The 26651-nt window shown below is 67.2% G+C and carries 26 protein-coding genes, 1 pseudogene and 1 riboswitch; of the genes and pseudogenes, 11 read left to right on the plus strand and 16 right to left on the minus strand.

Translation table 11 applies throughout. The features are described 5' to 3' along the window. Nucleotides 1-59: 59 nt before the first annotated feature. The 3 genes from AC4EEO_RS08250 to AC4EEO_RS08260 form a co-directional block, all read right to left on the minus strand. The gene (locus AC4EEO_RS08250; RefSeq protein ID WP_491340251.1) at nucleotides 60-2492 is read right to left on the minus strand and encodes an HAD-IC family P-type ATPase; all 2433 of its coding nucleotides are present in this window, start codon (nucleotides 2490-2492) and stop codon (nucleotides 60-62) included. Nucleotides 2493-2517: 25 nt separating this feature from the next. After that, nucleotides 2518-3384, minus strand: a complete 867-nt coding sequence (locus tag AC4EEO_RS08255) for a universal stress protein (RefSeq protein WP_491340252.1) — start codon at nucleotides 3382-3384, stop codon at nucleotides 2518-2520. A 74-nt stretch (nucleotides 3385-3458) separates the two neighbouring features. Beyond that, nucleotides 3459-3914: a pyridoxamine 5'-phosphate oxidase family protein gene (locus AC4EEO_RS08260; protein ID WP_133831627.1), complete on the minus strand. Its 456-nt coding sequence runs from the start codon at nucleotides 3912-3914 to the stop codon at nucleotides 3459-3461. Nucleotides 3915-4155: 241 nt separating this feature from the next. On the opposite strand from AC4EEO_RS08260, the gene AC4EEO_RS08265 reads away from it, so the two are divergent. Continuing rightward, complete coding sequence (locus AC4EEO_RS08265) at nucleotides 4156-5778, plus strand: GAF domain-containing sensor histidine kinase (protein WP_491340409.1); 1623 nt, start codon at nucleotides 4156-4158, stop codon at nucleotides 5776-5778. Between the two features lie 45 nt (nucleotides 5779-5823). Here AC4EEO_RS08265 and AC4EEO_RS08270 read toward each other — a convergent pair whose 3' ends face one another. Next, nucleotides 5824-6498 carry a response regulator gene (locus AC4EEO_RS08270; protein ID WP_491340253.1) on the minus strand — a complete coding sequence of 225 codons (675 nt, stop codon included), beginning with the start codon at nucleotides 6496-6498 and terminating at the stop codon, nucleotides 5824-5826. 247 nt (nucleotides 6499-6745) lie between these two features. Between AC4EEO_RS08270 and AC4EEO_RS08275 the strand changes: the two are divergent. Then, a pseudogene (locus tag AC4EEO_RS08275) lies at nucleotides 6746-7245 on the plus strand (universal stress protein). A gap of 108 nt (nucleotides 7246-7353) precedes the next feature. Here the strand turns inward: AC4EEO_RS08275 and AC4EEO_RS08280 are convergent. The 8 genes from AC4EEO_RS08280 to AC4EEO_RS08315 form a co-directional block, all read right to left on the minus strand. After that, nucleotides 7354-7674: a DUF3040 domain-containing protein gene (locus AC4EEO_RS08280; protein ID WP_018761494.1), complete on the minus strand. Its 321-nt coding sequence runs from the start codon at nucleotides 7672-7674 to the stop codon at nucleotides 7354-7356. Between the two features lie 37 nt (nucleotides 7675-7711). Next, complete coding sequence (locus tag AC4EEO_RS08285; protein WP_491340254.1) at nucleotides 7712-8059, minus strand: SHOCT domain-containing protein; 348 nt, start codon at nucleotides 8057-8059, stop codon at nucleotides 7712-7714. 75 nt (nucleotides 8060-8134) lie between these two features. Continuing rightward, complete coding sequence (locus AC4EEO_RS08290) at nucleotides 8135-10906, minus strand: cation-translocating P-type ATPase (protein WP_491340255.1); 2772 nt, start codon at nucleotides 10904-10906, stop codon at nucleotides 8135-8137. Nucleotides 10907-10926: 20 nt separating this feature from the next. Beyond that, nucleotides 10927-11922 (minus strand): polysaccharide deacetylase family protein, encoded by a 996-nt coding sequence (locus tag AC4EEO_RS08295; protein WP_133831623.1) that lies wholly within the window; start codon nucleotides 11920-11922, stop codon nucleotides 10927-10929. 52 nt (nucleotides 11923-11974) lie between these two features. Further along, nucleotides 11975-12442, minus strand: a complete 468-nt coding sequence (locus tag AC4EEO_RS08300; protein ID WP_018761490.1) for a universal stress protein — start codon at nucleotides 12440-12442, stop codon at nucleotides 11975-11977. A gap of 75 nt (nucleotides 12443-12517) precedes the next feature. Beyond that, the gene (locus tag AC4EEO_RS08305) at nucleotides 12518-14116 is read right to left on the minus strand and encodes a DUF4389 domain-containing protein (RefSeq protein WP_133831621.1); all 1599 of its coding nucleotides are present in this window, start codon (nucleotides 14114-14116) and stop codon (nucleotides 12518-12520) included. Nucleotides 14117-14178: 62 nt separating this feature from the next. Beyond that, nucleotides 14179-15045, minus strand: a complete 867-nt coding sequence (locus AC4EEO_RS08310; RefSeq protein WP_491340256.1) for a universal stress protein — start codon at nucleotides 15043-15045, stop codon at nucleotides 14179-14181. A gap of 111 nt (nucleotides 15046-15156) precedes the next feature. Then, on the minus strand, nucleotides 15157-16296 hold the full coding sequence (locus AC4EEO_RS08315) for an AI-2E family transporter (RefSeq protein ID WP_491340257.1): 1140 nt from the start codon (nucleotides 16294-16296) through the stop codon (nucleotides 15157-15159). A 186-nt stretch (nucleotides 16297-16482) separates the two neighbouring features. Between AC4EEO_RS08315 and AC4EEO_RS08320 the strand changes: the two genes are divergently transcribed. Together AC4EEO_RS08320 and AC4EEO_RS08325 are read left to right on the plus strand one after the other, a co-directional pair. After that, nucleotides 16483-17007, plus strand: coding sequence for a mycothiol transferase (locus tag AC4EEO_RS08320; protein ID WP_491330020.1), 525 nt, complete (start codon nucleotides 16483-16485; stop codon nucleotides 17005-17007). A gap of 50 nt (nucleotides 17008-17057) precedes the next feature. Next, nucleotides 17058-18524 carry a protein adenylyltransferase SelO gene (locus tag AC4EEO_RS08325; protein ID WP_491340258.1) on the plus strand — a complete coding sequence of 489 codons (1467 nt, stop codon included), beginning with the start codon at nucleotides 17058-17060 and terminating at the stop codon, nucleotides 18522-18524. Between the two features lie 78 nt (nucleotides 18525-18602). On the opposite strand, the gene AC4EEO_RS08330 is transcribed toward AC4EEO_RS08325, so the two are convergent. Continuing rightward, nucleotides 18603-19433, minus strand: coding sequence for a C40 family peptidase (locus AC4EEO_RS08330; RefSeq protein WP_491340259.1), 831 nt, complete (start codon nucleotides 19431-19433; stop codon nucleotides 18603-18605). 3 nt (nucleotides 19434-19436) lie between these two features. Further along, nucleotides 19437-19609, minus strand: a riboswitch (cyclic di-AMP (ydaO/yuaA leader). Between the two features lie 253 nt (nucleotides 19610-19862). Here AC4EEO_RS08330 and AC4EEO_RS08335 point away from each other — a divergent pair. The 4 genes from AC4EEO_RS08335 to AC4EEO_RS08350 are packed head-to-tail and all read left to right on the plus strand — an operon-like array spanning nucleotide 19863 to nucleotide 22552. Continuing rightward, nucleotides 19863-21176, plus strand: coding sequence for a coiled-coil domain-containing protein (locus tag AC4EEO_RS08335; protein WP_491340260.1), 1314 nt, complete (start codon nucleotides 19863-19865; stop codon nucleotides 21174-21176). A gap of 21 nt (nucleotides 21177-21197) precedes the next feature. Next, nucleotides 21198-21557 (plus strand): TraR/DksA family transcriptional regulator, encoded by a 360-nt coding sequence (locus tag AC4EEO_RS08340; protein WP_018761482.1) that lies wholly within the window; start codon nucleotides 21198-21200, stop codon nucleotides 21555-21557. Further along, nucleotides 21554-22081, plus strand: a complete 528-nt coding sequence (locus AC4EEO_RS08345) for a DNA alkylation repair protein (RefSeq protein ID WP_133831616.1) — start codon at nucleotides 21554-21556, stop codon at nucleotides 22079-22081. Before AC4EEO_RS08340 ends, AC4EEO_RS08345 begins: the two co-directional genes overlap by 4 nt. 24 nt (nucleotides 22082-22105) lie before the next feature. Next, nucleotides 22106-22552 (plus strand): DUF1810 domain-containing protein, encoded by a 447-nt coding sequence (locus AC4EEO_RS08350; protein ID WP_133831615.1) that lies wholly within the window; start codon nucleotides 22106-22108, stop codon nucleotides 22550-22552. Nucleotides 22553-22585: 33 nt separating this feature from the next. Here the strand turns inward: AC4EEO_RS08350 and AC4EEO_RS08355 are convergent, their stop codons facing one another. Further along, on the minus strand, nucleotides 22586-23479 hold the full coding sequence (locus AC4EEO_RS08355) for a glucose 1-dehydrogenase (RefSeq protein ID WP_018761479.1): 894 nt from the start codon (nucleotides 23477-23479) through the stop codon (nucleotides 22586-22588). Nucleotides 23480-23622: 143 nt separating this feature from the next. Then, complete coding sequence (locus AC4EEO_RS08360) at nucleotides 23623-24126, minus strand: metallophosphoesterase family protein (protein WP_133831614.1); 504 nt, start codon at nucleotides 24124-24126, stop codon at nucleotides 23623-23625. Between the two features lie 74 nt (nucleotides 24127-24200). On the opposite strand from AC4EEO_RS08360, the gene AC4EEO_RS08365 reads away from it, so the two are divergent. Both AC4EEO_RS08365 and AC4EEO_RS08370 read left to right on the plus strand, forming a co-directional pair. Continuing rightward, on the plus strand, nucleotides 24201-24392 hold the full coding sequence (locus AC4EEO_RS08365; RefSeq protein ID WP_018761476.1) for a DUF1918 domain-containing protein: 192 nt from the start codon (nucleotides 24201-24203) through the stop codon (nucleotides 24390-24392). Nucleotides 24393-24424: 32 nt separating this feature from the next. Further along, nucleotides 24425-24940: an NUDIX domain-containing protein gene (locus AC4EEO_RS08370; protein WP_109044516.1), complete on the plus strand. Its 516-nt coding sequence runs from the start codon at nucleotides 24425-24427 to the stop codon at nucleotides 24938-24940. A gap of 21 nt (nucleotides 24941-24961) precedes the next feature. Here AC4EEO_RS08370 and AC4EEO_RS08375 read toward each other — a convergent pair whose 3' ends face one another. Further along, the gene (locus AC4EEO_RS08375; RefSeq protein ID WP_018761474.1) at nucleotides 24962-25639 is read right to left on the minus strand and encodes an endonuclease/exonuclease/phosphatase family protein; all 678 of its coding nucleotides are present in this window, start codon (nucleotides 25637-25639) and stop codon (nucleotides 24962-24964) included. A 157-nt stretch (nucleotides 25640-25796) separates the two neighbouring features. On the opposite strand from AC4EEO_RS08375, the gene AC4EEO_RS08380 reads away from it, so the two are divergent. Beyond that, the gene (locus AC4EEO_RS08380; RefSeq protein ID WP_133831613.1) at nucleotides 25797-26600 is read left to right on the plus strand and encodes a thioesterase family protein; all 804 of its coding nucleotides are present in this window, start codon (nucleotides 25797-25799) and stop codon (nucleotides 26598-26600) included. The last annotated feature ends 51 nt before the right edge of the window (nucleotides 26601-26651 follow it).

Below are 26651 nucleotides of genomic sequence, written 5' to 3' on the forward strand. Positions count from 1 at the left end.
CATTTCCACCATCCCCTCTTGGCAGGACAGCAGCCAGAGTCCAAGGTCCCAGCGCCGGTTCACCCGGCACGGGCGCGCCTGTGCCGGGTAAACCGGCCCACCCCTTCGATGGCCGCGCAGCCTGCCAGGCCAACCCCGACCGCGAGGGCCAGCAGGCCCGGGGGAGGCCAATCCACCCGGAAGAAATGCCGGGTCAGGGGCACACTGAACAGGAGGACCAGGCCCGCGTACATACCGGCCAGGATCAGGACCTTGGTGCCGTTGAGCGGCCGCGACGCCATCACCAGGATCCACGCAGCCAACAGACCCAAGGTTACGGTGGCTGCGGACTGCGCGTTCTCCCGGGTGTGCCCGCCGAAGCCTGTGGCGAGTGCGCTGACGGCCAAAACGCACACGGCGGTGCAGAATCCCGCCGGCACGGCAAAGGCCAGGGAACGGCGGAGGAACCCGGGGGCGTAGCGCTCGCCGCCCGGCTGCAGGGCCAGGAAGAAGGCCGGCAGGCCGATGGTCAAGCCGTCGAGTGCGGACAACTGCCGTGGCAGGAACGGAAAGGCCAGCAGCAGGATGCCGCACACCACGGAGATGACCGTGGCGTAGACGGTCTTGCTGAGGAATACCAAGGAAACCCGCTCGATATTGCTGATCGCCCGGCGCCCCTCATCCACCACCGCGGGCAGCCTTTCGAAGCGGCCGTCAAGGAGAACCAGCCGGGCCACCGCCTTGGTGGCCGGCGAGGCCGAGTCCATGGCGATGCCCAGGTCCGCCTCTTTCAGTGCCAGGACGTCGTTGACGCCGTCTCCGGTCATGGCCACCGTGTGCCCGCGCCGCTTCAGGGCCCTGACCAGATCCCGCTTTTGGGACGGCGTGACGCTGCCAAAGAGGCTCTGCGCGTCCACTATGTCCTCCAGTTGGGCCGGATCCCCGGGAAGGAGGCGTGCGTCGTACGCGGCCCGCTTGCCGAAGCCAACTCCCCGTGCCAGGGCCGCCACCGTCCGGGGGTCGTCACCGGAGATGATCTTCACGGTGACGCCTTGCCGTCGGAAGTAGTCCAGTGTCGCGGCGGCGTCCGCCCGGATTCTTTCGCGGAAAGTTATCAGCAGCACCGGCTCCAGTGTCGTGGGGAGACCCGTCTCGCCCGCGTCCGGCGGCAGGATGTCCGGAAGGTAGGCCAAGGCCAGCGTCCGAAGGCCGGTGGAGGCCAGGGCGGCGGCCTCCCTGTGTGCCGCCGCGCAACCAGGGGAGCCTCCGAGGACGGCGTCCGGTGCGCCGAGGATCCACGTGCCGGCCGCGCCGGATTCCGGCCCCACAGTGACAGAACTCCATTTCCGGGCGGACGAGAAGGGGATGGCGGACCGTTCCGCCAGCGGCGGGGCCGCGGGAAAAGCCGCACCAATGGCCGCTGCAGTGCTGCCGCCTTCCGATTGGGCCCCGAACCACTCCAGCACCGGCTGCCAGCGTGCTGCCCGGAAGGCCCCCTGAGCGTGGACGGCGTCGAACACCATGGAGCCTGAGGACAGCGTGCCCGTCTTGTCGAGGCACAGGACATCCACCCTCGCCAGCACTTCCACGGCCGCCAGCTCCTGGATCAGGACCTTTTGGCGTGCCAGCCGGAGGCCTCCAACGGCGAATGCCACGCTGGTCATCAGCAGCAGGCCGAGGGGGATCATCGCCATGATCCCGGCCACAGCCCCCACCACGGCCGGGATCCACCGCCCCGAGCCGAAGGCACCCGTCCACCCGCCCCGGTCCTGCATCTGCGCGTTTACCAGCAGCAACGCAGTGGGCAGCAGCAACCATGTGATGACGACGAAGACCTTCCCCAGGCCCCTGCGGATCTCCGACGTGACCAGCGAGAACCGGCGTGCCTCCGCCGCGAGGCGGTACGCGAACGTATCCGGCCCCACCCTGAGCACGGTGGCCCGGCCGCTGCCCGCCAGGATCAGCGACCCGGAGAGCAGCACGGCGCCGCCCATCTTGGGAACCGGCTCGGATTCGCCGGTCAACAAGGATTCGTCCACCTCCAGTGAGGCTCCGCCCAGCAGCAGGAGGTCAGCCGTGACCTGGTCGCCGCCGGCCAGGACGACGGTATCGTCGGGGACCAGCCCCGCCGACGGGATCCGTTCCCGTGCGCCGTTTCTTATCACCGTGTTCGTCGCCGCCTGCGTGATGGCCAACCGGTCGAGCGAACGCTTGGCCCGGTACTCCTGGACTATCCCGATCAACGAGTTGCTGATGGCCGACAACCCAAAGAGGGCGTCACGCCACTGGCCCAGGACGAACAGCAGGATGAAACAGCCGCCCACAACGGCGTTGAAAAGCGTCAACACGTTCGCCTGGACGATCGCCCTGACCGTTCGGCTGGTGGCCGTGGGCACGCTGTTGATCCGGCCGGCAGCGGTCCGCTCCTGGACTTCACCGGTGGTCAGCCCCTCACGGGCACGGCGGCCCTCCACATCGAGGGCGGAGGCCCCGGCTTTCCCGGCGGCCGGCATGGCATGCTCCACCAAGCGGGCGCGCTCAATCGCCGTGCTGCGGTACGTGCATCCGCGTGATGATGGTGGGGCATGGCGGCTGTGCCAGCACCGCGTGCACCGTGGAGCCCAGCAACAGCCGCTCGAAGCCGCCCTTGCCGCGGCTGCCCAGCACCAGCAGGCGCGCCCCGGAGGCGGCCCGGACCAGGGCAGCCGCGGGCTCCACGACGGTTTCCATCACCGTGTGCACGGTGAGGTCAGGGTAGTCCTGCCGCAGGCCTGCCTCCGTTTCGCCCAGGACAATCTGCTCCTCCTCGAGCACATGGGTGGCAAAACTGCTTGAGGGCAGTCCCGCCGCGATCCAACGGTTGGGCCCGGTGAACGCGTAGAGGACCGTCAGCTCCTCGCCCAGCATGTCGGCCTCGGCGGCAGCGTAGGCCACCGCCTGCGTTGACTCCTCGGAACCGTCCACCCCCACGAACACGCCGCGGCCGTCCTCTTGCCCCCCGCCGATGACCGCAACCGGACATTCGGCCGTTGCAGCAGCCTGGAGGGCACGGTCTGTCAGTGCGCCACGTGAGTGGCCGCTGGTACCCAGGACAAGCATTGCGGCCTCTTTCGAGTATGCGCCCAGCGCCGAGCCCACCCCTCCTTCGAGGAGTTTCAGCGAAAGGCTCAGCCCCGGGTAGGCGGCACTGACCTTCTCGCCGGCCTCCTTGAGCAGGCCCAGGCCTGATTCACGCAACACCTCGAAGTAGGGCAGTACTTCGGAGGCCATCCACCGGTCATCGACCACGGTGACGACGGCGAGGGGAGCCTTGAGCCTGTCGGCCCGTGCGGCGGCCCACATCAGGGCGGCGTCGGACGCCGGTGTGTTGGTGATGCCGACGGCGATTGGCTTGGCAGGTGCCATGGGGGCCATCCTTTGGAGTGTTGTGGCGTTGGATGGGGCGAGGTCGAAAGTCGGGTTCCTGGCCGCTGCGATCTTCAGTCCGCTGCCGGCTCCCGGGGCGGCCACCAGTGCGTAGGTGCCGCGATGACGAACCTCCGGCCGCTGATGTCGTGGGGCGTAACCCGGATCAGGGTGTTCTTCTGGCCCGGTTGCCACGGTGAGAGTCCGGCATCCATGGCGTCCTGGGTCTCCTCGGCATCGGAAACCACTGTGGCGTGCCCCTTGAGGATGACACTCCACGCGATGGTTCCGTACTGGTTCATGCCGTCCGCCTCAACAGCCACGGCCTTGCCGTCGAAGGAGGAGAGTTTTGTTGCCCCACCCGTCCGCATCAGCAGGGTTCCGTTGGTGGTGACAAAGTTCATGGGAAAGTTCTCGACCGAGTTGCCGTCCGTGAACGCGATCCTGCAAACGGATGTGGAATGAAGGAGTTTCCAACAATCGTGGACACCGAGTTCCTTGATTTCCGGATCTGCCCCTGCTGTGTTCATGGCCGTAGCCTAGGTCCGCGATCATTCGGCCGGTAGGGGAGAAGGTCCCGCCGGTACAGGGGGCTGGCGGCGGTGAGCCGGACTCAGCGTCAACGGCAGGGACTGCCTGCGGTTGACGCGGCCCCTAGACTACTGCCAGAGGATGTCTTCGAACACTTGATTCGCGCTACGGGCCTGCTGCCTTGCGGGCTTTTGCCGCCGGAGGTGGGACGTGAGCACTGAGCAGCCGTGGCGCTCCCCAATGCGGGACCAGATGGAAGACCTGCTGCTGGATACCCGCGAGCGGATCAACGGCCTCTTGGCGGCCGTCATAGCCGTCGCGGAGGACCTGAGCCTTGAAGCGGTCCTGGACCGGCTGGTGCGGTCTGCCTGCGCCCTGGTGGGTGCCGGCTACGGGGCGCTTGGTGTCATTGGCGAGGACCGCCGGCTCAGCCACTTCATCACGGTGGGAATTGATGAGGCGGGCATCCGTTCCATCGGAGACCTGCCCACCGGGCACGGTGTCCTCGGGCTCCTGATCCGCGAACCCAAGCCGCTGCGCCTTCATGACCTCGGCCAGCACCCCATAGCGTCGGGTTTTCCACCCAACCATCCGCCGATGAGGACATTCCTGGGTGTGCCGGTCCGCGTCCGGGACGAGGTATTCGGAAACCTGTACCTGACCGAAAAGCAGGGCGGCGTTGATTTCACGCAGGAAGACGAAGACCTAGCAGTGGCTTTGGCGGCCGCAGCCGGGGTCGCGATCCAGAACGCCCGCCTCTTTGAAGACAGCAGCCGCCGGCAGAAATGGCTGGAGGCCGGCATGGAGCTGAGCAGCCGACTGATCATGGAGCCCCATGCAGGGGATGCGGAAAGCCTGGATATTGTGGCCGGGACCGCCCTCAAGGCAGCCGACGCCTCGGTGGCCTTCATCGGAGTTCCGGCCGGCGACGGCGTGATCCGGTGCCGGTCGTGCCTTGGCGTGCAGGGCATCAAGGCAGGGCAGGAACTGGTGGTTTCCAGTGCAGTAACCGGAGTCTTCGCAACCGGCGAATCTTTCGTGGCTCCGGAGCCGCGCCAGGTCTTTGAGCACGCGATTGTCGAAACGCTGGGGCCTGTCCTTGTCTGCCAACTGGGGCACGGCAACAGCGGCAACGGGGTGCTTGTCCTGGCCCGTGCCCACGGAGCTGCCGCTTTTACCCAGGCTGACGCCGAATCCAGTTCGATCTTTGGGAGCAGGATCGGCTTGGCCCTGGACCTGGCACGCGTGAGTGCCCTGCGCGAGCAGGACCTGCTCCTGACGGATCGGGAACGGATTGCCCGCGACCTGCACGACCTTGTCATCCAGCGGTTGTTTGCTGCCGGCCTGAGCATCCAAAGCCTGCGACGCTTCACCACAGACCCCGTGGCCCATGATCGAATTGCTGCGGTCACCAAGGAACTTGATGACACCATCCGCAAGCTGCGGGACACCATTTACTCGCTTCGCACGGCAGATGTGGAACGGGAACCCCTCACCGGCCGGATCCTCCGGGTTGTCCGGGAAAGCTCGCGCAGCTACGGGCTGATTCCCAAGGTGTCGCTCGACGGTCCGGTGGATTCGGTCAGGGAAGATTTGGCTGCCCAACTGCTGCCCGTGCTCTCCGAAGCGCTCAGTAACGCGTTGCGGCACTCCGGTGCCGAGGAGATCCAGGTCAGCCTCACCGTTTCCGGCGATGACGTCCAGCTGTGCATTAAGGACAACGGCCATGGATTCAGCGGACCCGCCACGGAAAGCGGGCTTGCCAACATGCGCTATCGCGCCGGGCTCCTTGGCGGCCGCTGCGACATCGACAGCATCCCCGGCGAGGGCACGTCAGTGAAATGGGTTGCCCGCCTGTCCTGAGTGCGCGTCGGCCGGCGGCGCGGCACCCCTGTTGGGGGTACCCGGTCAGGCGCCGTCCGTACTGTTCCGGGTGACGTAGACGGCGGCCTGCGTCCGCCGTTCAAAACCGAGCTTGGCCAGGATGGACGAGACGTAGTTCTTGACCGTCTTTTCCGCCAGGAACAGTTCATCGCCAATCTGCCTGTTGGTCAGGCCCTGGCCGATCAGGGCGAGCACTTTCTTTTCCTGGGTGCTCAGCCCGTCCAGGCGGGGGTCCGTGGGTGCTGTGGAAAGGCCCGCGATGATCCGTTGCTCAACGCCCGGTTCGAACAGGGACTCGCCCGCCGCCGCCCTCCGGATGCCGGCCAGGAGGTCATCGCTCCTGATCTGCTTCAGGATGTACCCGGATGCGCCGGCGAGGACGGCGCCGCGAAGGGCCTGCTCGTCGTCGTAACTTGTGAGGATCAGGCAATGCAGGCGTGGATCAAGGGACCTGACGTCGCGGCACACCTCAATTCCGGTGCCGTCGGGAAGGCGCCCGTCAAGGACGGCAATGTCGGGGTGCAGGGCCGGGATACGGCGGGTGGCCTCGGCCGCCGATCCGCTTTCGCCAACCACCACGAAACCCTCGCCCTCAAGGAGGTCCTTCAGGCCCTGCCGGACAAGTTCATGATCGTCAAGGATGAACACCCGGACCGGCCCGGAGGACCCGGTGGCTTCACTGCCGGCAGTTTCATGCATGTGCACCCACGCTCCCAAACGCTTGCAGGACCAAACCGCACCTGTGCGGGCAGCTCCCCGGAGCGGCCACACCCCATTCTTACCCGCAACCGGCCCCGCCGGAAGGGACCAAAGTCCGCCGCGCCGGTCCTGCCGCTGCCGGGTGCACCGTCCGGACCGTGGAGCTGCTGTATGCCGCATGACTTTTGGCCCTGGTCCGGCGGCCGGCTCCGGTCCACGCTTGGTCCGAAGGGCAACGGGAGGAAATGTGACAACAGCAGGGAACCAAGGGCCGTCCGCGGCACCTGAACGGCGCCCCAGGATCATCGTCGCAGTTGATGGTTCCGACGCGTCCGTCGCGGCGTTGCGCGTGGCGCGGGCGGTGGCTGAACCCCTGGGGGCTCCGGTTGAAGCATGGGCGTGCTGGGATGTCCCGGCCGGTTACGGGATTTACCTGGCCGTAGGCATTGAGGGTTTCAAGTATGCCGCCGAGCAGGTGCTGGGCCAGGCGATCCGGGACGCATTCGGACAGGCGCCGCCCTTTGTGCACCCCCGGGTGGTCCGCGGGAAGCCCGGCCCCGTTCTCCTGGACGCGAGCCGCACCGCATCGCTCCTGATCGTGGGACGGCGGGGCCACGGCAGCTTTGTCCTTGGCTCGGTCAGTTCAACCCTGTCAGCCATGCCCACTGCCCGGTACTCGTGGTCCACGCCGCGGAAACCGGTGCCGCGGAAGAAGTTGCGCTGACGGACGCGACGGCACAGCCCTGAAGCGCCCCTGAAGCCCTGCACCGCCGGCCCGCTTGAACGTCGACCCGCCTGGCCCGATGCCGCCCGGGACGCTTGGCCCCGCACAGCCGGGACGCCGGCGTCGTCCTGCTATTCGCTGGTGGTGCCTTCCATCCGGGTGGCGTGCGGGGCTGCCTTCCGCGGCGACCAGTGCAGATCTTTGATGGCCCAGTACCCGGCACCGTTCATCACCGTGAAGCCGGCAATACCAACGACAGGGGCGTGGGCCACCAGGCCAAGCAGGAGGATGCAGACCCCGGCCGCGAAGAGCACCACTGCGCGCCGGAAGCTTGTCCGGCGGGACAAGGCGAAGGCGTCGTGGTTCAGCAGTACGGCGAGCCTGGGGTCGTCTTGCTCCAGGCCGTGCCCGATCAGTTCGAGTTCCCTTTTCTCGAATTCGGAAAGAGGCATCGTGGGCTCTCCGTGTCCGTTTCCTGCGGACTTTGGCTCAGGTGCCCGGGTGGCCGCGCAGGACGGCCAGCCTGTTCTGGTACTCCGCAACGTCGATCTCCCCGCGGGCGAAACGCTCCGCCAGCAGGTCTTCCGCCATCCGCGGAGACGGAGGCTGTGGATTGTGCGGGGAGGGGGCCCGCAATGATCGGGCCAGCAGCACAATGCCGGTGATGATCGCTCCCCAGACCACCAGCATGCTGATGCTCATCAGGGCATAGCCCCACAGGCCCATGCCGTCGTTCCAGCCGTACACTTCCCCGACCTCCGATTCACAGAAGGCCGCCGCCAACCGGCTGCCTTCCCTTCCAGTATTGGATTGCGGGGTGGGCGCAGGCAGAGCCATTAGTCCCGTTCCGGCCAGCACCGGAGCCCTGCGCCGGCAGATCCGCCGCCGCTCGTGAGCCAGCGGGAAAACGATCTAGAAACCCTGCCGGCGCAGGCGCTTGTCGACGGCGACCGCCAAGGATGCGAGCATGGCCAGGCCGAGGATCCGCAGCCAGGCATCCAGTCCGATGGGGGCGGTATGGAAGAGTTCGTTCATGAGGGGAACGTAGGTGAGGGCCACCTGTCCGGCGGACTGGAGGCCCACCCCGAGGAGGAGCCAGCGGTTGCCGAATGGCCTGATCCGCCAGGCCGGCCGGGTAAGGGACCGGCAGCTGAAGAGGTAGGAGACCTCAACGGCCACGAAGAGATTCACGGCGGACGTCCGGGCCTGGGCAACGGATGCACCGACGGTGAGCTCGTGGCCAAAGAGCCACCAGGTGCCCGCGACCAGGAGCGCTGAGACGAGCATGACGCGCACGGTGAGGGCCCAGGTCAGGAACGGACGGTCCGGTGCCCTCGGCGGCCGGGTCATCAGTCCGGGCTCTTTCGGTTCGAAGGCGAGCATCAGCCCAAGGGCAACGGCTGTGGTCATGTTTATCCAGAGGATCTGGGTAGGGAGGATGGGGAGCGTCCCGCCCGCCAGGATGGCCGCCAGGATCACCAGCCCCTCTGCCATGTTGGTTGGCAGGGTCCAGACCATGAACTTGACCAGGTTGTCGAAAACGTTCCGTCCTTCTTCAACGGCAGCCTCAATGGTGGCAAAGTCGTCATCCGTCAGGACAATGTCCGAGGCTTCCTTGGCCACCTCGGTTCCGCTGCGCCCCATGGATATGCCAACATTGGCCTGCCGGAGGGCGGGCGCATCGTTGACGCCGTCCCCGGTCATGGCCGCCACATGGCCCCGGGACTGGAGGGCCTGAATAAGGCGGAGCTTCTGTTCCGGGGAAACCCGGGCGAACACCGTGGCGCGTTCCACCGCATCCGGCAGCCGGTCGGCTGGAATGGTGTCCAGCTCCGCGCCGGTGAGCGCTGCTCCGGGTTCTGGACCGTTGGTCAGCCCTACCGCCGCGGCGACAGTCAGGGCGGTCCGGACGTGGTCGCCGGTGATCATCTTGACGGCCACCCCGGCGCGTCGGCACGCCAGGACTGACGATGCCGCCGCTTCACGCGGGGGATCGTGCATTGCCTGGAGCCCGGTCAGGGTCATGCGTCCTTCCAACTCCGTGCCGTCAAGGGCTCCGGTAGCCGCGGGGAGGCGCATCATGGCCGTTGCCAGCACACGCAGTCCACCGTCGGCGAGCGCATGTGCAGCATTGACCACGGCCTGCCTGCGGAGCGGCCTGGCGCCGCCTTGTGCGTCCATCTCGCTACCGCAGAGTTCAAGGACACGTTCCACGGCACCTTTGACAAACACGAATCCGGTACCGTCCGGATGGGCGGAGCGATGCATCGTGGCCATGAACTGGCGCTCAGGAGTAAAGGCCAGTTCGGCGTGCCGCGGCGAGCGGGCGAGGAACTCCGCAAGCGAGATGCCTCCCTTCCCGGCGGCCACCAGCATCGCGGCCTCGGTGGGATCTCCGCGCACCTGCCAGGTTGCTCCCTCGCGGCGGACACCGGCGTCATTGCAGGCTGCCCCGGCCAGGAGGCACCACCGCAGTGCCTCGTCCCGGATCCCGTCGCGCCCCAGGCACACCGGCGGCTGCGCTGTGCCGCCGGTGTGGATGGTGCTTGGGGGAATGATGTGTCCCTCCGGGCTGTAGCCGGTGCCTGTCACGCCATACCTGCCGGCAGGGGTCCAGAGGACTCGGACGGTCATCTGGTTTTCGGTGAAGGTTCCTGTTTTGTCCGAACAGATCACGGTGACACTGCCGATCGTCTCCACAACCGGAAGCCGGCGGACCACGGCACGGCGCCTCGCCATCCGGCGGACGCCGATGGCAAGGGCCACCGTGACAGCGGCTGGCAGGCCTTCGGGGATGGCCCCAACGGCAAGGGCGACGGCTGCGGTGAACATTTCTTCGGGCGGTTCACCGCGTGCCACGCCGGCAAGGAAAGCCACGCCCGCCAGGGCAAGGATGGCCGCGGTAAGCGTTGTGCTGAACCGTGCCAGCTTGCGCGTAAGGGGCGTGGCCTCGGGCCGGATGTCGTCGATGAGCCGGTGGATTTCGCCGAGTTCGGTTTCGCCGCCGATAGCGACGACGATCCCTGCCCCGGTTCCGGCAGTCACCAACGTGCCGCTGTACAGCATGTTCCGCCGGTCTGCCACGGGTGTGGACCGGGGGAGCACCACCTGGTCCTTGGCAACCGGTTCGGATTCGCCGCTCAGGGCGGATTCATCCACCCGCATCGCTGAAAGGCGGACCAGACGCAGGTCGGCGGGGACCCTGTCACCCGCTTCCAGCAGCACCAGGTCTCCGGGCACCAGGTCTTCGGAGGGAATGCTCAACCTTTCGCCGCGCCGCACGACTGCCGCATGGGTGCGAACCATGGAGTGGAGGGCATGGAGGGCCGCGTCGGCCCGAACCTCCTGGATGAAACCGATGAGCGTATTGACCAGAACCACGGCGAGGATCACCCCGGCGTCCAGGAACCCGCGAAGGAACGCGGTCACCGCGGCGGACGCCAGCAGGACGTAAACCAGCGGGTTGTTGAACTGGCGCCCGAGTTTGCCGGCAATACCCCCGCGCCGTGACCGGGGAAGCATGTTCGCGCCGAACTGCGCCCGCCGGCGGACCACCTCGGCCGGGTCCAGGCCTGTGGCGGTGTCCGTGCCAAACAGCAGCACCACTTCGTGGACGGGCAGTCCATGGTGGGCCGGGCCCGGGGTGCCTGCCGGGGTGGTCCCTGCCGGCGTCTTGTTGCCCATGATGGTGGTGCGGCCGGAGGCTAGCGCGCCAGCAGGGCATCGAGAGTGACAAAACCGTAGCCAGCGGCCCTGATGCGGTCGATGACCCGGGGGAGGGCGTCCGCGTCGAGCGTGGTGCCGTCGTCGGGGTTTGAACCGATGTGCATCAGGACGATCTCCCCGGGCTGCAGCCCGGCCTGGACACGGTCGGCCACCGACTGGACGCTGGCGCCGCCACTGGTTCCTTTCCACCCCAAAGTGTCCACCGTCCATCGAACAGCCACATATCCCAGGGCGTTGACGGCCGCGATGGTCCGCGCATCACGGTCGCCGTAGGGGAACCGGAACAGGGGCCTGGGGTCGGCGCCCGCGGCCAGGATGGCCTGTTCTGCACTTCGCACCTCGTTGACGATGGCGTCCCCTGCCAGCCCGGTGAACCCTGGATGCGTCATGGAATGGTTTGCCACCCGGTGCCCGGCTGCGGCAATCTGTGCCACTCCCTGCGGGTTGCTGGCAGCCCAGTTTCCGGTCAGGAAGAAAGTGCCGGCAACGCCCTTGGCCGCGAGGGTGGACAGGATTCCAGCCAGCCCTGCCGCGTTGGCTCCGGCATCGAAGGTGAGTGCGACGTTGGGGCCTGCCCCGGGAACGACTGTGAGGTCCTGGCCGCGGAGGGCTTCGGGAAACTCCGGGAGCGGGGGAGCCGGGGGAGCCGGGGGTGCCGGGGGTGCCACCGGTTCATCCGGTACCTCGGAGGGCCCGGCCGGCGGGATCGTGGCTGGAGGTTCCACCGGTGTCCCGCCCGCTTCGGGCGTGTCCGTTTCTGCCGGCGGCGCAGTGCCGGGGGCAGCATCCGCGCTGGCTGATGCGGACCGGATGGGTTGGGTTGCGGTCGGGGCGTCAGACGCCCCCGACGGGGTGGGCAGGGGCGGGCCGGCCGCCGGTGCCGGGCGAAACAGGGCCAGGGCGACGGCGAGGACCACCAGCGCGCCGGCGATCGCCAGGGCGAGCGTCCGTCGTCGTACGTCATCCGCCGGCACTTGCCTCACCCGCCCGGCACGCCGGTGGCTGTTGGCGTCGTCGCCGTCGCCGTCAGGAGGCCTTGGAATCGGCGGTGCTGGCCTCCGGGGTGTGAACCACCAGGACCGGGCAGTGGGCATGGGCGACGACGGCGGAGCTCACCGAGCCCAGGAGCAGGCCGCCGAACCCGCCGTGCCCGCGGCGCCCCACCACGACCATGTCAGCCTCGCGGCTGGCGTCGATCAGCGCCTCCCGCGGATGGCTCCGGACCAGCGTGGCGGTGACGTTCGACGGCGTGTCGGCGCCGAAGGCCTGCGTCACGGCGCCGTCGAGGACTGCTTTAGCGCCTTCCTCGAAGCCTTCCACGCCCATCATCACGTAGCCGGTATACACCTGGGGGTAGTCCCAGCAGGCTACCGCCTGGACTTTGGCGCCCAACGGGACGGCCATCCGCTGGGCCTGGCGGAGGGCTTCAACGGACGCCTCCGATCCGTCGACGCCCACCACGATGTTGGTTATCGGTGCCCCGGCAACGCTCATGTCTGCTCCTTCATCGGACCCGGCTGGTCACGCCCATCATCGTTCGCCCCGGCGGCCGGGAGGTAGGGGCGAAGGTCACTGCGCCGGCCCCACGCTTTGGGGCCCGCCCGCCGGCGGCGGCCCGGCCGCGGCGGGTGGAAGGCCCGCCGGGGGAGCGGCCGGGGCCAAGCCGGGCTCACCGGCACCTTGGTCCAGCCGGAAGGGCGGGTACTCGTCACGCATCAGTGAGGTGTACACCAGGACCCTGTAGATCCAGCGGTCCACGCCGAGGATGAAATCGAACAATGGACGCTGGTAGCGGCCGGTGAACAACAGGATGACCGCCGCAATCAACACCAGCAGGCCCAGGAGGGACAGGCCCGATCCGCGTTCATACGTGCCACCGATGATGTCGTTCCCTGCCTCCCACCGCCACACGGCGCCCGTGGTGCCCGCGAATGCGGCCACGAGGAGAAGATGCGGGATGGCCAGGAGCCACCATTTCACCAGGACCAGGCCGCGGGAGAGCCGCTCAGGGTAGTCCACGTCGAAGTCGGCAGGATAGTTGGTGCGCCTCAGCGTGAAAGGCGGGTAGAGATCGGTGCCGACGGCGGCGTAGGCGTAGAAGGCCACCCGCCAGTTCCAGCGCATCACGCCGACGTTGAAATCGAACAGTGCCCGCGGGTAGTGGCCGGTGAACAGGATGGCGAATCCTGCCACGATCGTGGTGATGACGAAGGCGAACCAGAGGAAGAACAGCAGGATGAAGTGTGGAATGGCCAGGAACCACTTGACCAGCCACAACCAGCGGGAGAGGCCTGGATCAAGTTCGCCGACCAGCCTCGCCGGGTAGCCCGTGGGGGGAACAGGTACCGGAGCGAAGACTTGTGGTTCATGGAATGCCCCGTACGGCGCCGGAGTGCCGGGTACTGCTGGTCCGGCGGCCTGGCCTGGCCCGGCCATGGCCATCGCCGGGCCTGCGGTTGCCGGTGCTCCCACCGGCGGGCCGCCCCTTGGGGGTCCTGCGTGCCGCCCCAGCCCAGCCGCGCCGACAATGATCAGGGGTATCCCGATCAGCAGGGCAATAATCCCGGCCACCAGCAGGGCCGTGGCCGCCGGACGGAAGAGGTCTGAGTGGAAGCCCGCCTGCAGTTGGACGTCCACGCCGGAGGAGGCATCAGCGTTCATCACCACGATTTCCCAGGCCCCCGGTGCCAGGTTCCAGGTGAGTTCCTGCTGGCCGGAGCCGGAAACCGAGGCGCTCCAGATGCCTTGGTCCGCCGGCGGTGTGGCAGGACTGGTCCCGGGAACATCACGGTAATCGGCCCGGAACGGCCGCTGGGAGACGTTGAGCAGTTCGGAGTGGTGCACGCCGGCCAGGTACTTTTCGACGTCGGCCTGCGGTGCGATGCCAATGAAGACCGCCTTGCCCGCCGTCTCGGATTCTGCCCGCAGCCGCAGGGTACCAATGTCAAAGGGAAGCCGGCCGGGCACTTCCTGCCCCATGGTGTCGCCGCGTGGGGAAGTCAGGGCGAAGGAGTTCACCGAGAACCGTGACGTACCGGACGTGAGGAATCCGTCTCCCTGGATCGACCCCACCGCGGAAGCCACGGCGCCTCCCGCCAGTGCTGCAAGGCCCGGGAGTGCCAGCAGGATCCCAAGGATCAGCATGATGATTGCGGCGGGTTTTTTCATGGCGCCGGACCTTCCGGGTGGGGTCATGGACAGGTGGGGAAGAGGACCTGCAGGCTCTGCGGCTAGATGGTGTCCTTCATGGCCTGGGTCCGGGTAATGATGGTGGGGCAAGGAAGGTGCTTCAGCACGCCATGGGCGGTGGAACCAAGGAGCAGGCGCTTGAAGGAGCCCCGTCCGCGGCTGCTCACCACCAGGAGGCGGGCCCCTGCGGCGGCGTCGACCAGGGCGTCCACCGGGCCCTTGTCCGATACAAGGCGCTGGTGCACCGTCAGGTCGGGGTAGTCTTCCTTGAGCCCCGCGACGGTTTCGGAGAGGACAACGCGTTCCTCATCGACGATCAGGTCAGCGAGGGCGCCGGGTGTCAGGCCGGCATCGACGACCGGATTCGGGACGTTAACGGCGTAGACGACCGTGAGTTCGTCGCCATTGCGGTCTGCTTCGGCAGCGGCGAACGCGACAGCCTGGGTCGATTCCGCCGACCCATCCACGCCCACCACGACGCCCGTCCTGCCCTCAAGGTCCTGGGTTCCGATAACGGCGACCGGGACTTTCGCCGCGGTGGCAACCTGGAGCGCCCGGTCGGCCAGGGTGCCGCCGAGGTGTCCGCTCCCGGAGCCGATGACCATCATGGAGGCCTTCTTGGAGTATTTGGCCAACGATCCGCCCACGCTCCCGGTGAGCATTTCCGTGGCGGGCGTGATCGGGACGGATCCTTCAAGGCGCGCGGCGGCGGTCTTCAGGAGTTCCTCGCCAGCGTGCTGCAGGGTCCCGAACCAGGGGTAGGGCTCGGCGATCCACCGGTCATCGACGACGTGGAGGATCACCAGGGGCAGCTTGGCGTCGTGTGCACGACGGGCAGCCCACAAGACTGCGGCCTGGCTTTGTGCTGAATCGTTGGTGCCCACGGCGATGGGTTTCTGGGATGACATGGCCGCACTTCCTGCTTGTCGTGAAAGGGTCTTCCTGCCCTTCAAGACTGGCCCCCGCCCCACCGGCACTCTAGGGCCTAAAGTCACCGAAGCAGGCGTGCAGGAGGGCCGCTAGGCCGAAGGTGCCGGTGGATCGCCGGCCGTTGCTTCGCGTCCGGACAGCGTCCTGTAGATGGTCCATCCGACGGCGGCCAGCGGGACTGCGAGCAGCGCCCCGACCACGCCGGCCAAGGTGGCCCCGGCCGTCAGCGCCAGGATGATGACCAGCCCGTGGATCCGCAGGACCCGGCCCATGAAGACAGGCTGCAGGATGTGGTGTTCGAACTGGTTGGCAGCCACCAGGATGATCAGCACGATGAGCGCCGGTACCGGCCCGTTTTCCACCAGGGCTACCAGTACGGCGAGGCTGCCGGCGGTGGTTGCCCCGATGATCGGAATGAACCCGCCCAGGAAGACCACGGCGGCCAGCGGCACGGCCAGGGGGACCCGAAGGATGAGCAGCCCCACCAGCACCAGGATCGCATCGATAGCGGCAATGATGAGGGTGCCCCGGACGTAGCCGCCGAGCACCAGGAGGCTGCGTTCCGCGGCCAACTGTGCTTTTCCTTGATGGTTGCCGGGAAGGAACCCGATCAGGAACGACCGGATCCTCTCGCCGTCCTTGAGGAAGAAGAAAAGGATGACGGCCGTCAGGACCGTGCCGGCAGCTATCTCCCCGGCGGTCCTGAGTCCGGTCAGCGCATCGGCTCCCAGGGTTCCGCCGGCAAGGAACTTCTGGAATTCGTTGCGGGCCGCGTCGATTTGCGCGCCGGTCAGTGCGACGGGTCCCGTGGTGATGAATTGCTGCAGTTGGCCAATCCCTGCTTCCGCCCGTGCTGCCAGAACCGGGGCCTGCTGGCGGACCAGTGCAACGATGCCGCCCACCACTCCGGCCGCGACGGCGATGATCACCAGGAAGGATGACAGCACGGCCAGCGACCGGGGGAACCCGCGGGCGGCGAGCCACCGCACGGCGGGAGCCATTGCCGACGCCAGGATCAGGGCGACCAGCACGGGTACGGTCACCAGCGGAACCCGGGTGGCGGCCACCACGGCCACCCAGGCGAGCGCCAGCAGCGAGAGCGCCTGGACGGCCCTGATGCTGGCCCTGCCCAAACCATCCGCCCAGAGCGCTGACATCCTTGCCGCGGGGGACTGGGGCCGGGACGGTTCTGCCCCGTGACTGTCCGGGGATACATTGCTGCGTTCCATCGGTTCTCCTTGCTTGCGGTCAACGCCCGGCCCACGACATGATGCACCTTGGTTACCTTGTACCCCGCGTCCCCCTCAAAGTCGAAACAAGCGCACGTGTTGACTGGGGCCGCCTGTTCACAGGCATGACGTTTACTCAGTAACCTTATTGTTCCCCGACCGGGCAACCCGAAAGGCGCCAGATCCATGGATTCCAAAGAATTGCTCCTTGAGTCCTTTGGCCGCCTCCCGGGCCTGGTCCGGCAGGTGCTCGACGGGCTCGACGAGGAACAGCTCCAGCACCGCCCCTCCGGCCGCGGCAACTCCATCGCCTGGCTGGTGTGGCACCTGGGGAGGGTGGAGGATGCGCAGGTCGCCTCCGCCTCGGAGTTGGAACAGGTCTGGACGTCGGAAGGCTTCGTGTCGCGTTTTGGCCTCCCGCTGGCGGAAGGCGACACGGGCTATGGCCACTCCAGCGGCCAGGTGGATGCTGTCCGGGCATCCGGTGAGCTCCTGCTTGAGTACTGTGAAGCAGTCCACCGGCAGACCACGAAGGTCCTCGAAAGCCTGGAAGAACAGGACCTGGACCGCGTGGCGGACTGGCGCTGGGATCCGCCGGTGACCCTTGGGGTGCGGCTTGTCAGCATTCTGGGGGACTGCCTCCAGCATGCCGGCCAGGCGGCCTATGCCAAGGGGCTGGATGATGCAGGGGCCAGCGGCGGCAGGGCCTGAAGCTCTCCGTGCAGGAGGGGCGGGCGGCACCACGGCGATAGGGTTAACCCATGACGGCAGCAGCTGAATCCACGGTCACCTTAGACGGCCGCTTCGCCCGTGAACTGGCGGAAATTGCCGTTCCCTGGCAGGCCGAGGAAGCTCCGGACCCCGAACTCCTGGTCCTGAATGAAAAGCTCGCAGCAGGCCTGGGCCTTGACCCGCGATACCTCCGCAGTCCGGAAGGGGTGCGCCTCCTCGTGGGCAACCACGTTCCGGCCGGTGCCACCCCGGTGGCGCAGGCTTACGCGGGCCACCAGTTCGGCGGCTACTCCCCATTGCTCGGCGACGGACGCGCGCTCCTGCTGGGGGAAGTCACGGACCGCGCCGGCCGCCTGCTGGACATCCACCTCAAAGGCTCGGGGCGCACCCCCTTCGCCCGCGCCGGGGACGGCCGGGCCGTCGTCGGGCCAATGCTGCGCGAGTACGTTGTCAGTGAGGCCATGCACGCCCTGGGTATTCCCACCACGCGCTCCCTCGCCGTCGTGGCGACGGGGCGGCAGGTCCGGCGCGAGGGCATGCTGCCCGGTGCTGTCCTGGCGCGGGTGGCCAGCAGCCACTTGAGGGTTGGGAGTTTCCAGTACGCCCGGGCCACGGAGAACATGGACCTGCTCAAGCGGCTGGCTGACCACGCCATCAGCAGGCACTATCCGGACGCTGCCGTCGCCCCAAACCCCTATCTGGCACTGTTTGCGTCCGTCTGTTCCGCCCAGGCCGGGCTGGTGGCCCGGTGGATGCTGGCGGGATTCGTGCACGGGGTCATGAATACGGACAACATGACCATCTCAGGGGAAACCATTGATTACGGCCCGTGTGCGTTCCTGGATGCCTTCGATCCCGCCGCCGTCTTCAGTTCCATCGATGTCAGTGGCCGTTACGCCTACGCCAACCAGCCAGTCCTTGCCGAATGGAACCTTGCCCGCCTTGCCGAGGCAATGCTGCCGCTCGTTGACGAAGACGAGGACAAAGCTGTTGCTGCAGCGGTGGAGGTGCTCGGTGGATTCCGTGGACAGTACAGCACGGCGTGGACGGGCGGCATGAAAACCAAACTGGGTCTTGCCGCTGGAAACGCCAGCGACGACGCCGCGTCCAGCCTTATTGACGATGTGGTGGCCATCCTCAAGGACGGCCCGGTGGATTACACCCTGTTCTTCCGTAACCTAGGCAGGGCGGCCCGCGGCGACCTGCGCCCGGTGCGCGGGATGGTGATGGATTTGGCCGGCTTCGACGCCTGGTCGGAGCGGTGGTTGGCGCTGCAACCCGACGCAGGGCTGATGGACAGCGTCAACCCGGCGTACATTCCACGGAACCATCTGGTGGAGGAAGCCCTCGCCGCCGGCACGGAGGGAGACACTGCCCCGCTGCACCGCCTGCTTCAGGCCGTGACCGATCCTTTCACCGAGCGGGCCGGGCTGGAACGCTACATGGACGGTGCCCCGGCGGACTTCGGGACGTATACGACCTTTTGCGGGACCTGATCCGACGACAACAGGAGGGTGGCAACCGGAGACCCGGCTGCCACCCTCCTGTTGGGAGCAGGCTTTACTGCGCGAAGACTAGGCGACGCGGACCACTGAGTAGCCGCTGAGCCAGCTGATGGAGTGCACCTGCGTGGTGTAGCCGTTGACGCCGCCACTCACAACCTGGCCGTTGCCGGCGTAAACGCCCACGTGGCCCGAGGTGATGATGAGGTCGCCGGGTGCCGGGCTCCCGACCACGCTGCCGTACTGGAAGAACTGCGTGGGAGCCAGGTCGCCGACGCTCTTGCCGACGGAGCGCAGGGCTTTTTCAACCATGGCGGTGCAGTCCTGGCTCACGCCGACCTGGCCGTAGGCGGAGGCCAGGATGGCAGCACCGGTCCCGCTCCCGGTGGTGGACGCCACCGGCGTTGCTGATGCGTAGGACATGTTCATGCCGGTGTTCGCCGGTGCGGTGGCGGCTGCCGCCTGGACGGGGGCCGCTGCCGGCGCAGGTGCTGCCACGTAGCCGGCGCCGGGGATCTGGATCTGGTCACCGGGGTAGATGATGGACGACAATCCCAGGCCGTTGGCAGCCAGGAGGTCATTGAGGCTGACTCCGTACGCGGCCGAAATCGCGCCGAGGGTGTCCCCGGAAACGACGGTGTGGACGGTTGCTGCCGCGGCTGCCGGAGCAGTTGCAGGAGCTGCGGCGGCCTGGACGCTGGCCTGCTCAGTGGTGTCCGCGCCCGTCACGCCCGCATGGGCCGGGGCGCCGACGCCGAACGCGATGCCGGACGCGGCGGCAACAGCGAGGGCCGGACGGCCAAACGAACGGGCCTGTGATTTGGCCGTCACGGCGAGTCCCTCGAGCGCAATGGAGCGGGCCGGGGTCGCGCGGTGGCGGGCAGTGCTGAGATTCTTTGACACGATTGATCGCCTCTCCCATGCCTGCGGGGTGAGCTGTCGGGTTCGGGTTGGAGATACCCGGCCGAACATATCTCCGCGGTGGGCGGAGGAGCTGTCCGACTTAACCCCAAGACCTGAAAGGTCGTGGAAACTTGGTTCCCCCGTCCCTGCCAGCATGAATGCGGTTGAATCCCGGTATCAGCGGCAGGGCTCGGCAAACTGATGGGAGTGTCCCGTTTGGGGAGGGACACCAGAAGACCATAACCCGCCGACCCTCCCATTGTCACGTTTAGATAACATGCGAGGTTCTTCTCTCGTATTCAACCAACGATTGGATGGGTCCGATCCACCCACGCCGGGCTCCCGCCGGTCCGGCACCGGACCAAACGGGTAACAAAGCAGGCACGGCCGCCTTTCCGCTCCGGCGTGCCGCCGGTATGCTTCGGGACTATGCCCCTGTTCGTGACCATGCCCACGTCCCCGCTGGTGGGGGGACTGCTCGCCATCGCAGTGGCAGCGGCCACGGTCCTGCCGGCCACTGCAGACGAGCCTGCACCTCCCGGTGGGTATCCGTCCTGGGCTGACGTGCAGCAGGCGCAGTCTTCCGAGGCAGCGAAAGCGGCAGAGATCACCACCATCAATGGGTTCCTGGACGGCCTCCAGACCCAGGCTGAAGCCGCCGGTAACACGGCGGTCCGGGCATCGGCCGACTACGCCGCAGCCGACGCCGGGCTGCAAGCGGCATCGGTAAGGCTGGATTCATTGTCCGCCCGGGCTGCCCGCGCCAACGACGAACTGGCCCGGCATCGCAAGGAAATCGGAGCGCTTGCCGTCCAGGCGTACAAGACGGGCGGGACCAATACCGGATTCTTCGTGGCCCTTGATGCCCTGCGGAACAACAGCGTCCAAGGGCTCAACCTCGTCCAGCTGGTGGGCGACAAGACTGCTGCTCTGGTGGAGAAAGCTGCGGCTGCCGGAAAAGTTGCCGCATCACTGGCAGAGCAGGAAAAAGTGGCCCGCACTGAGCGGGAACGACTGTCCGGGGAAGCAAAAGCCAAACTGGATGCAGCCCGCTCCGCCCAGGATGCGCTTGCCCGGCAGGTAAATGACGAACAGCAGCACAGCACCGAACTGACCGCCCAGCTTGCCTCGCTGAAGGGAACGACGGCGGCACTTGAGGGGGAGTATCGCCAGGGCCAGGCGGCGCTGGCTGCCTATGAAGCGGCCCAGGAGGCCAAGCGCGCCGCTGCGGCGCAGCAGGCCCGCCGGCAGGCCGAAGCCGCGGCGCAGGCTGCCGCGGCCGCAGCCAGGCAGCCCAAACCCGCGGCTGCAGCTCCGGCCGGCAACGCGGCGGTACCGGCCCCGCCGGCCGGCCCGGTTCCCGGCAGTCCGCCGCAGCCGGCCGTGCCCGGCCCGCCGCCCGTCGTCGTTCCCTCCGTCCCGGGCGGTGCCGTCAATGATCCTGCCGGCGCCAAGGCCTATGCCTCAGGACGCCTGGGTGCCCTCGGCTGGGGCGCCGACCAGTTCCAGTGCCTGTCCCAGCTGTGGACCAAGGAATCCGGCTGGCTGACCACGGCCACGAATGCCTCATCCGGGGCCTATGGCATAGCCCAGGCCCTGCCGCCGGGAAAGTACGCCAGCGCCGGAAGCGACTGGCTGACGAGTTACCGGACGCAGATTGACTGGGGGCTCGGCTACATCCGCGACCGCTACGGGTCCCCGTGCGGCGCCTGGAGCCATTCCGTCGCCCTGAACTGGTACTGACTGACGCGCTAGGCTTTCCGCATGCCAGATTTCGAACGGTTCAGGGTGCTGCTCGAAGAGGAACGGGCCCGGAGGTTGGCCCTGTTGCCGGCGCTGCGGGCTGATATCGACGCGGCCAACGCGGCCCGGCAGGACTCCAACGTCGATGACGAACACGATCCCGAGGGCGCCACGATCGCCTTCGAACTGTCGCAGGCGTCGGCATTGTTGAAGCAGAGTTCAGCCGGGCTGGACCAAGTGGAGGCAGCCCTGGAGCGGCTGGCCAACGGCACCTATGGAACCTGTGCGGTCTGCGGCGAGCCCATTGCGGCCGGCAGGCTCGAGGCGCGGCCCTGGACCCCATTCTGTATCCTTCATGCCTCTGCGGGGCGGGGGCGGTGACCGAGGTGCCCGACGTCGCGGCTGCTGCTGAATTTATCGACCGGACCCTTCAGAACGAGGGTGCCTGGTACCGGGCCGACGAGGTGGGCTACCGGCTGGGCGGAGCCCTGGCCTCCTACGGGTCTTCGATCGGCGCAGTCCGCGGCACAGTCCGGGACGCCCTTAGGAAGTTCAAGGACATGGGCCATGACACCACGGTCATGCTGGCCTCCGCCCTGTGGGGCCAGCCGAAACCAGGCTCGCAGCCGGTCTTCGAACGCCGGCTGGCCGCCGTTGTCCTGCTGCAAACAAAGGTGCAGGTGCTGCGGCATTCGGACCTCACCCGGCTGGAGGGCTTTCTCCGGTCGGCCCAGGCGGCAGAGCTGGCCGGGCCTTTGGTCTCCGACGTCCTGGTGCCCTTGCTGGCCGGCTTGGACCACCGAGACCGCCAGCGGGCCGCGGCTGTCCTGGCGCGCTGGCGCGCAGACCCTGAATCCCAACTCCAAACGGCAGCACGCCTCCTGGAGAAAGAGTTGACACAATGACCTGCAAGCCACAGAGGAGAGCCCATGAGTGAAGCGTTTGACCTGGAACGATTCGTCGCCGCCCAAGACAGTGGGGGAACCTACCGAAGCGCGCTTGGCGAATTGCAGCTCGGCAACAAGACCGGGCACTGGATGTGGTTCATTTTCCCCCAAGTTGCCGGGTTGGGGCAGAGCGCCACGTCGCGGACTTACGCCATCTCGTCCCTGGCAGAGGCACGGGCCTACCTGGACCACCCCGTCCTGGGCCCGCGCCTTCTTGAGTGTGCCTTGGCTCTCACCACGCATTCCGGCCGTTCGGCGTCGGACATCCTTGGCGGAATCGATACGCAGAAGCTCCGTTCGTCCATGACACTGTTTCTCCGGGCCGCGCCCGGAGAAACAGTGTTCAAGACGGTCCTGGCCCAATTTTTTGATGGCGAGCCGGATCCTGCCACGGATGAGCTCCTGGCCGGCCAGGAGGTCGCCGAATAACCGGAGGGCCCGCCGTGTTGGGCGGCCGGGAGCCTAGGGCGTGGGGCTGCCGCCGTTGACATTCAGTGTCTCGCCGACCACGTAGCTGGACTCGGGTGAGGCCAGGAAGACGTAGGCGGGGGCCAGTTCAGCGGGCTGGCCGGCACGGCCCAGGGGAGTGGATTGGCCGAACTCGGGCAATTCTTCCTTGGGCTGGCCGCTGCTGACCTGCAGCGGAGTCCAGATGGGCCCGGGCGCCACCGCGTTGACCCGGATTCCCTTGGGCGCAAGCTGTTGAGCCAGGCCCTTGGTGAAGTTGTTGATGCTGGCCTTGGTGGTGGCATAGTCCACCAGGGTCGGCGACGGGTTGTAGGCCTGGATGGACGTGGTGTTGATGATGGTGGAGCCGGCGGGCATGTGCGGCACGGCAGCCTTCGTGACCCAGAACATGGCGTAGACGTTGGTCTTGAGCGTGTGGTCGAACTGCTCATCCGAAATGTCCTGCAGATCCTCCTGTGCAACCTGCTTTCCGGCGTTGTTGACCAAGACGTCAACCCCGCCCAGCACTGCCACGGCAGTATCCACCAGTTCGCGGCACGCTGCGGAATCCTTCAGGTCGCCCGGCACCTTGACCGCCTTCCGGCCTGCGGCCTCAATGATCCCGGCGATGCGCGCGGCGTCTTCCTCTTCCTGCGGCAAGTAGGAAAGGACGACGTCGGCGCCTTCCCTGGCGAAGGCGATGGCCGTCGCGGCGCCGATCCCGGAGTCCGCGCCGGTAACGATGGCCCGGCGGCCTTCCAGCCGGCCGGTGCCGCGGTAGGTTTCCTCACCCAGGTCGGCCTTGGGCTCCAGGTCGGCGTCCAGGCCCGGTTCGGGCTGGTGCTGCTTGGGCGGGGAGATCTTTTCGTAGGCGGTCACGGGATTGCGGAAGGTGTACTGGTCAGTCATGGTGGTCCTCCTGTTCGGGTGGGACGCGGGCCCATTGGCGGCCCGGGACATGAAGCAGCCGGCAATTGCGGAAAGGGTAGCCAATAAAAACTAAGCTTGCTTACTGTTCCAGCCTAGGCAATTCCGGCCGCCGTGCCAAGCGCTCACCGCGGGACCTCCACCAGCCGGACCCCGGCAAGGGCGCCATCGTCGAGTACCGCCTCCATATAGGTGCAAACCGGCTGGCGCCGGCGGTCCGTAGGCGACCCGGGGTTCAGCAGCCGAAGCCCGCGCGGTGACACCGTGTCCCAGGGGATGTGGCTGTGGCCGAAGACCAGCACATCGGCGTCCGGGTACAGTGCTTCGCACCGGAGCTCGCGTCCTGTGGCCGGCCCGGTCTCATGGACCATGGCAAAGCGGACCCCATCCAGGGTGGCAGTTGCCGTTTCCGGCAGGCGCCGGCGCAGTTCGGGACCGTCGTTGTTGCCGTAGACGGCCAGCAGCCGCTTGCTCCGGCGTTCGAATTCGTCCAGCAGGGCTGCCTCCACCCAGTCGCCGGCGTGGAAAACCACATCGGCATTTTCGACGGCGGACCACACCTGCTCCGGCAGGTCCCTGGCGCGTTTTGGTACATGGGTGTCGGCGAGCAGGACGAGGTTCAGCGGCATACCGGAAATCCTGCCATGCGGCACTGTTCCGGTGCGCCCGCGGGTCGTACCCTTGGGCCGTGGAGGTGATTGCCATGGAGGCAGCCCAAGGCGACCGGATCGTGGTGCGCGGCAGGAACGTGGGGTCCGCGGACCGGCACGGGGTGATCCTGGAGGTGCGCGGCCAAGGCGGCGGCCCGCCCTACCTGGTCCGGTTCGACGACGGCCACGAAACAGTCATGTACCCGGGCGGTGATTTCGCCGTCGACCACGGGCAGGGCACATGACGTCCCGCCGCTTCACCTGTCAAACTGGGGCAATGGACCATTACCCGCCCTCCAGCCTGTCCTCCACTCCGCCGCCGCGGACCGGCCCCCGCGATCCGGGCGACGCCTGGGTGGAAGGTGACCGCGGCCGGTTCTGGGGCAGGTTCGGAGCGGCCGGGGTCCTGGCCTGGGATCCCGCCAGGGGAGTCCTGCTGCAGCACCGCGCGGTATGGAGTCACAACGGCGGAACCTGGGGCCTGCCCGGCGGGGCCCTGCACCAGGGCGAAGAACCGGTCGACGGCGCCCTCCGGGAGGCCTACGAGGAAGCGTCGGTTCCGCCCGGCAACGTCGACGTTCTCTTTACCTCCGTGCTGGACCATGGCTACTGGTCCTACACCACCGTGGTGGTCCGTGTGCGGGAGTCCTTTGAACCGGTCATCAGCGATCCGGAGAGCATTGCCCTGCTCTGGGTTCCGGTGGCTGAAGTCCACGGCATGGAACTCCACCCCGGCTTCGCAGCAGCCTGGCCGGGCCTGATGGCACAACTGGACGCCGGGGAATCCTGGTAAACGGCGGCGTTGCAGCCGGGCCTAGTAGCCTTCGCCGTACTCGGCTGTCACCAGGATGGGCAGGTGGTCTGAATTGCCGCGCGGAAGGGTTTCCACGCTGGCGATATCCAGCCCCAGGGAGGTGGCGAAGTCGAAATGGCCCTTGAAAACCTTGTACCGGGTGTAGGTGCGCCGGTTGCTCAAGGAGAGGGCATAGCCGGAGTTCTTCATGTGCATATCCAGGTTCTTGGTGAAGAACGGATAATTGAAGTCGCCCACCATCAGCGTCATCAGGCCTTTGCCCATGCTGAGCAGTTCCGCGTGGGCCGCGTGGATCTGCTTTCGCCGCAATGAGTTCGACGCCGTCAGGGGTGCTGCGTGGAACGAGCCGATCACCAGTTCGTGTTCGGTCTGGTTGTCCATGACCCGCGTGCCGATCAGCCGCTCATGGGCCGGAGCAAGGACCCTGTCGTGCATCGATTTCTTCAACGCGAAGGACTGCGTGTCCAGGGCCGTGAACCTGCTGGTCCGGTAGTAGATGGCCAGGCCCAGCCTGTTGCCCTTGGTGGCATCCGCCAGATGGAGGGGGCCCAGGGTCTCCGGGAGGTCGCTGGAATCCACCTCCTGGAGGCACAGCGCATCGACGTCGTGATTCCGTGCCAGGGCGAGAAGTTCGCCGCTTGCGGCATGCTTGCGGAGGTTGTAGCTGATGACGCGCATGAAACACCTCTTTTGAGGGTTGCTGACAGGACCAGTTCCTGAGTGTAGTCCGCTTGGCTGTGGTACCCGCCAACATTTCGTTGCCTGCCGCGTCGCGGCGCACTCACTGGCGATAGGGTTAGTGGCAATTCACTGAACTTTGCTTAAGGGGCCAGCTTTGACTGCAGACCTGCCTGAACTCGCCGAGGGCAACTTCTACTACCAGGAACTGGGCGGGGGCCGGTTCCGGTCAACCATCCATGCCCAGGGTGCCTGGAACACCCACGAGCAGCACATGGCGCCGGCCTCGGGCCTGATGGCTGACCTCCTGGAACGGCACCAGCCGCGCGACGACATGCGGATGGCCCGGATCAGCTACGAGATCCTGGGACTGATCCCCGGTGGCGACTTCCGGATCGAGACCACCACGCTGCGGCCAGGCAGGACCATTGAACTTGTGCAGGCCGAACTGGTGGCCGGCGGCCGTACCGCCATCCGTGCCACGGCGTGGCGCATGCTGACCAGCGATACCAGCCCGGTAGCAGAGGTCGAAGACACGGCCATACCAGGCCCGGACGAATGCAAGCCGTACGATGGTTCGGCGGTCTGGCCGGGAGGCTACATCCGTTCCCTGGAAATGCGGGTGGCTGAGGGGCACCGCCCCGGCGCCGGGAAAGTGTGGCTCCGCACCGGGCACCCGCTGACCGACCGGGCCGACAGTGGCGACCTGGCGCGGCTGATGGGAATGGTGGACACGGCCAACGGAATCGCCGCCAGGGTCCCGCCCGGCAAGGACAGCTATGCCTTCCCCAACCTGGACCTGCAGATCCACATGTACCGCCGGCCGCAAGGGGAGTGGCTGGGGCTGGACAACGCCGTTTCCTTCGGCTCCGACGGGATTGGGCTCACGTCCACGGTGCTGCACGACCGGCAGGGACCTTTCGGCCGGGCGGAGCAAATCCTCACCTTGCGCAGGACCTGACGCCGCCTGGGCCTTTCCGGCCCCGGAAACCGGCCGTCCGGCTATGGTGCC

Source organism: Pseudarthrobacter sp. MOO13 (genome assembly GCF_058267655.1).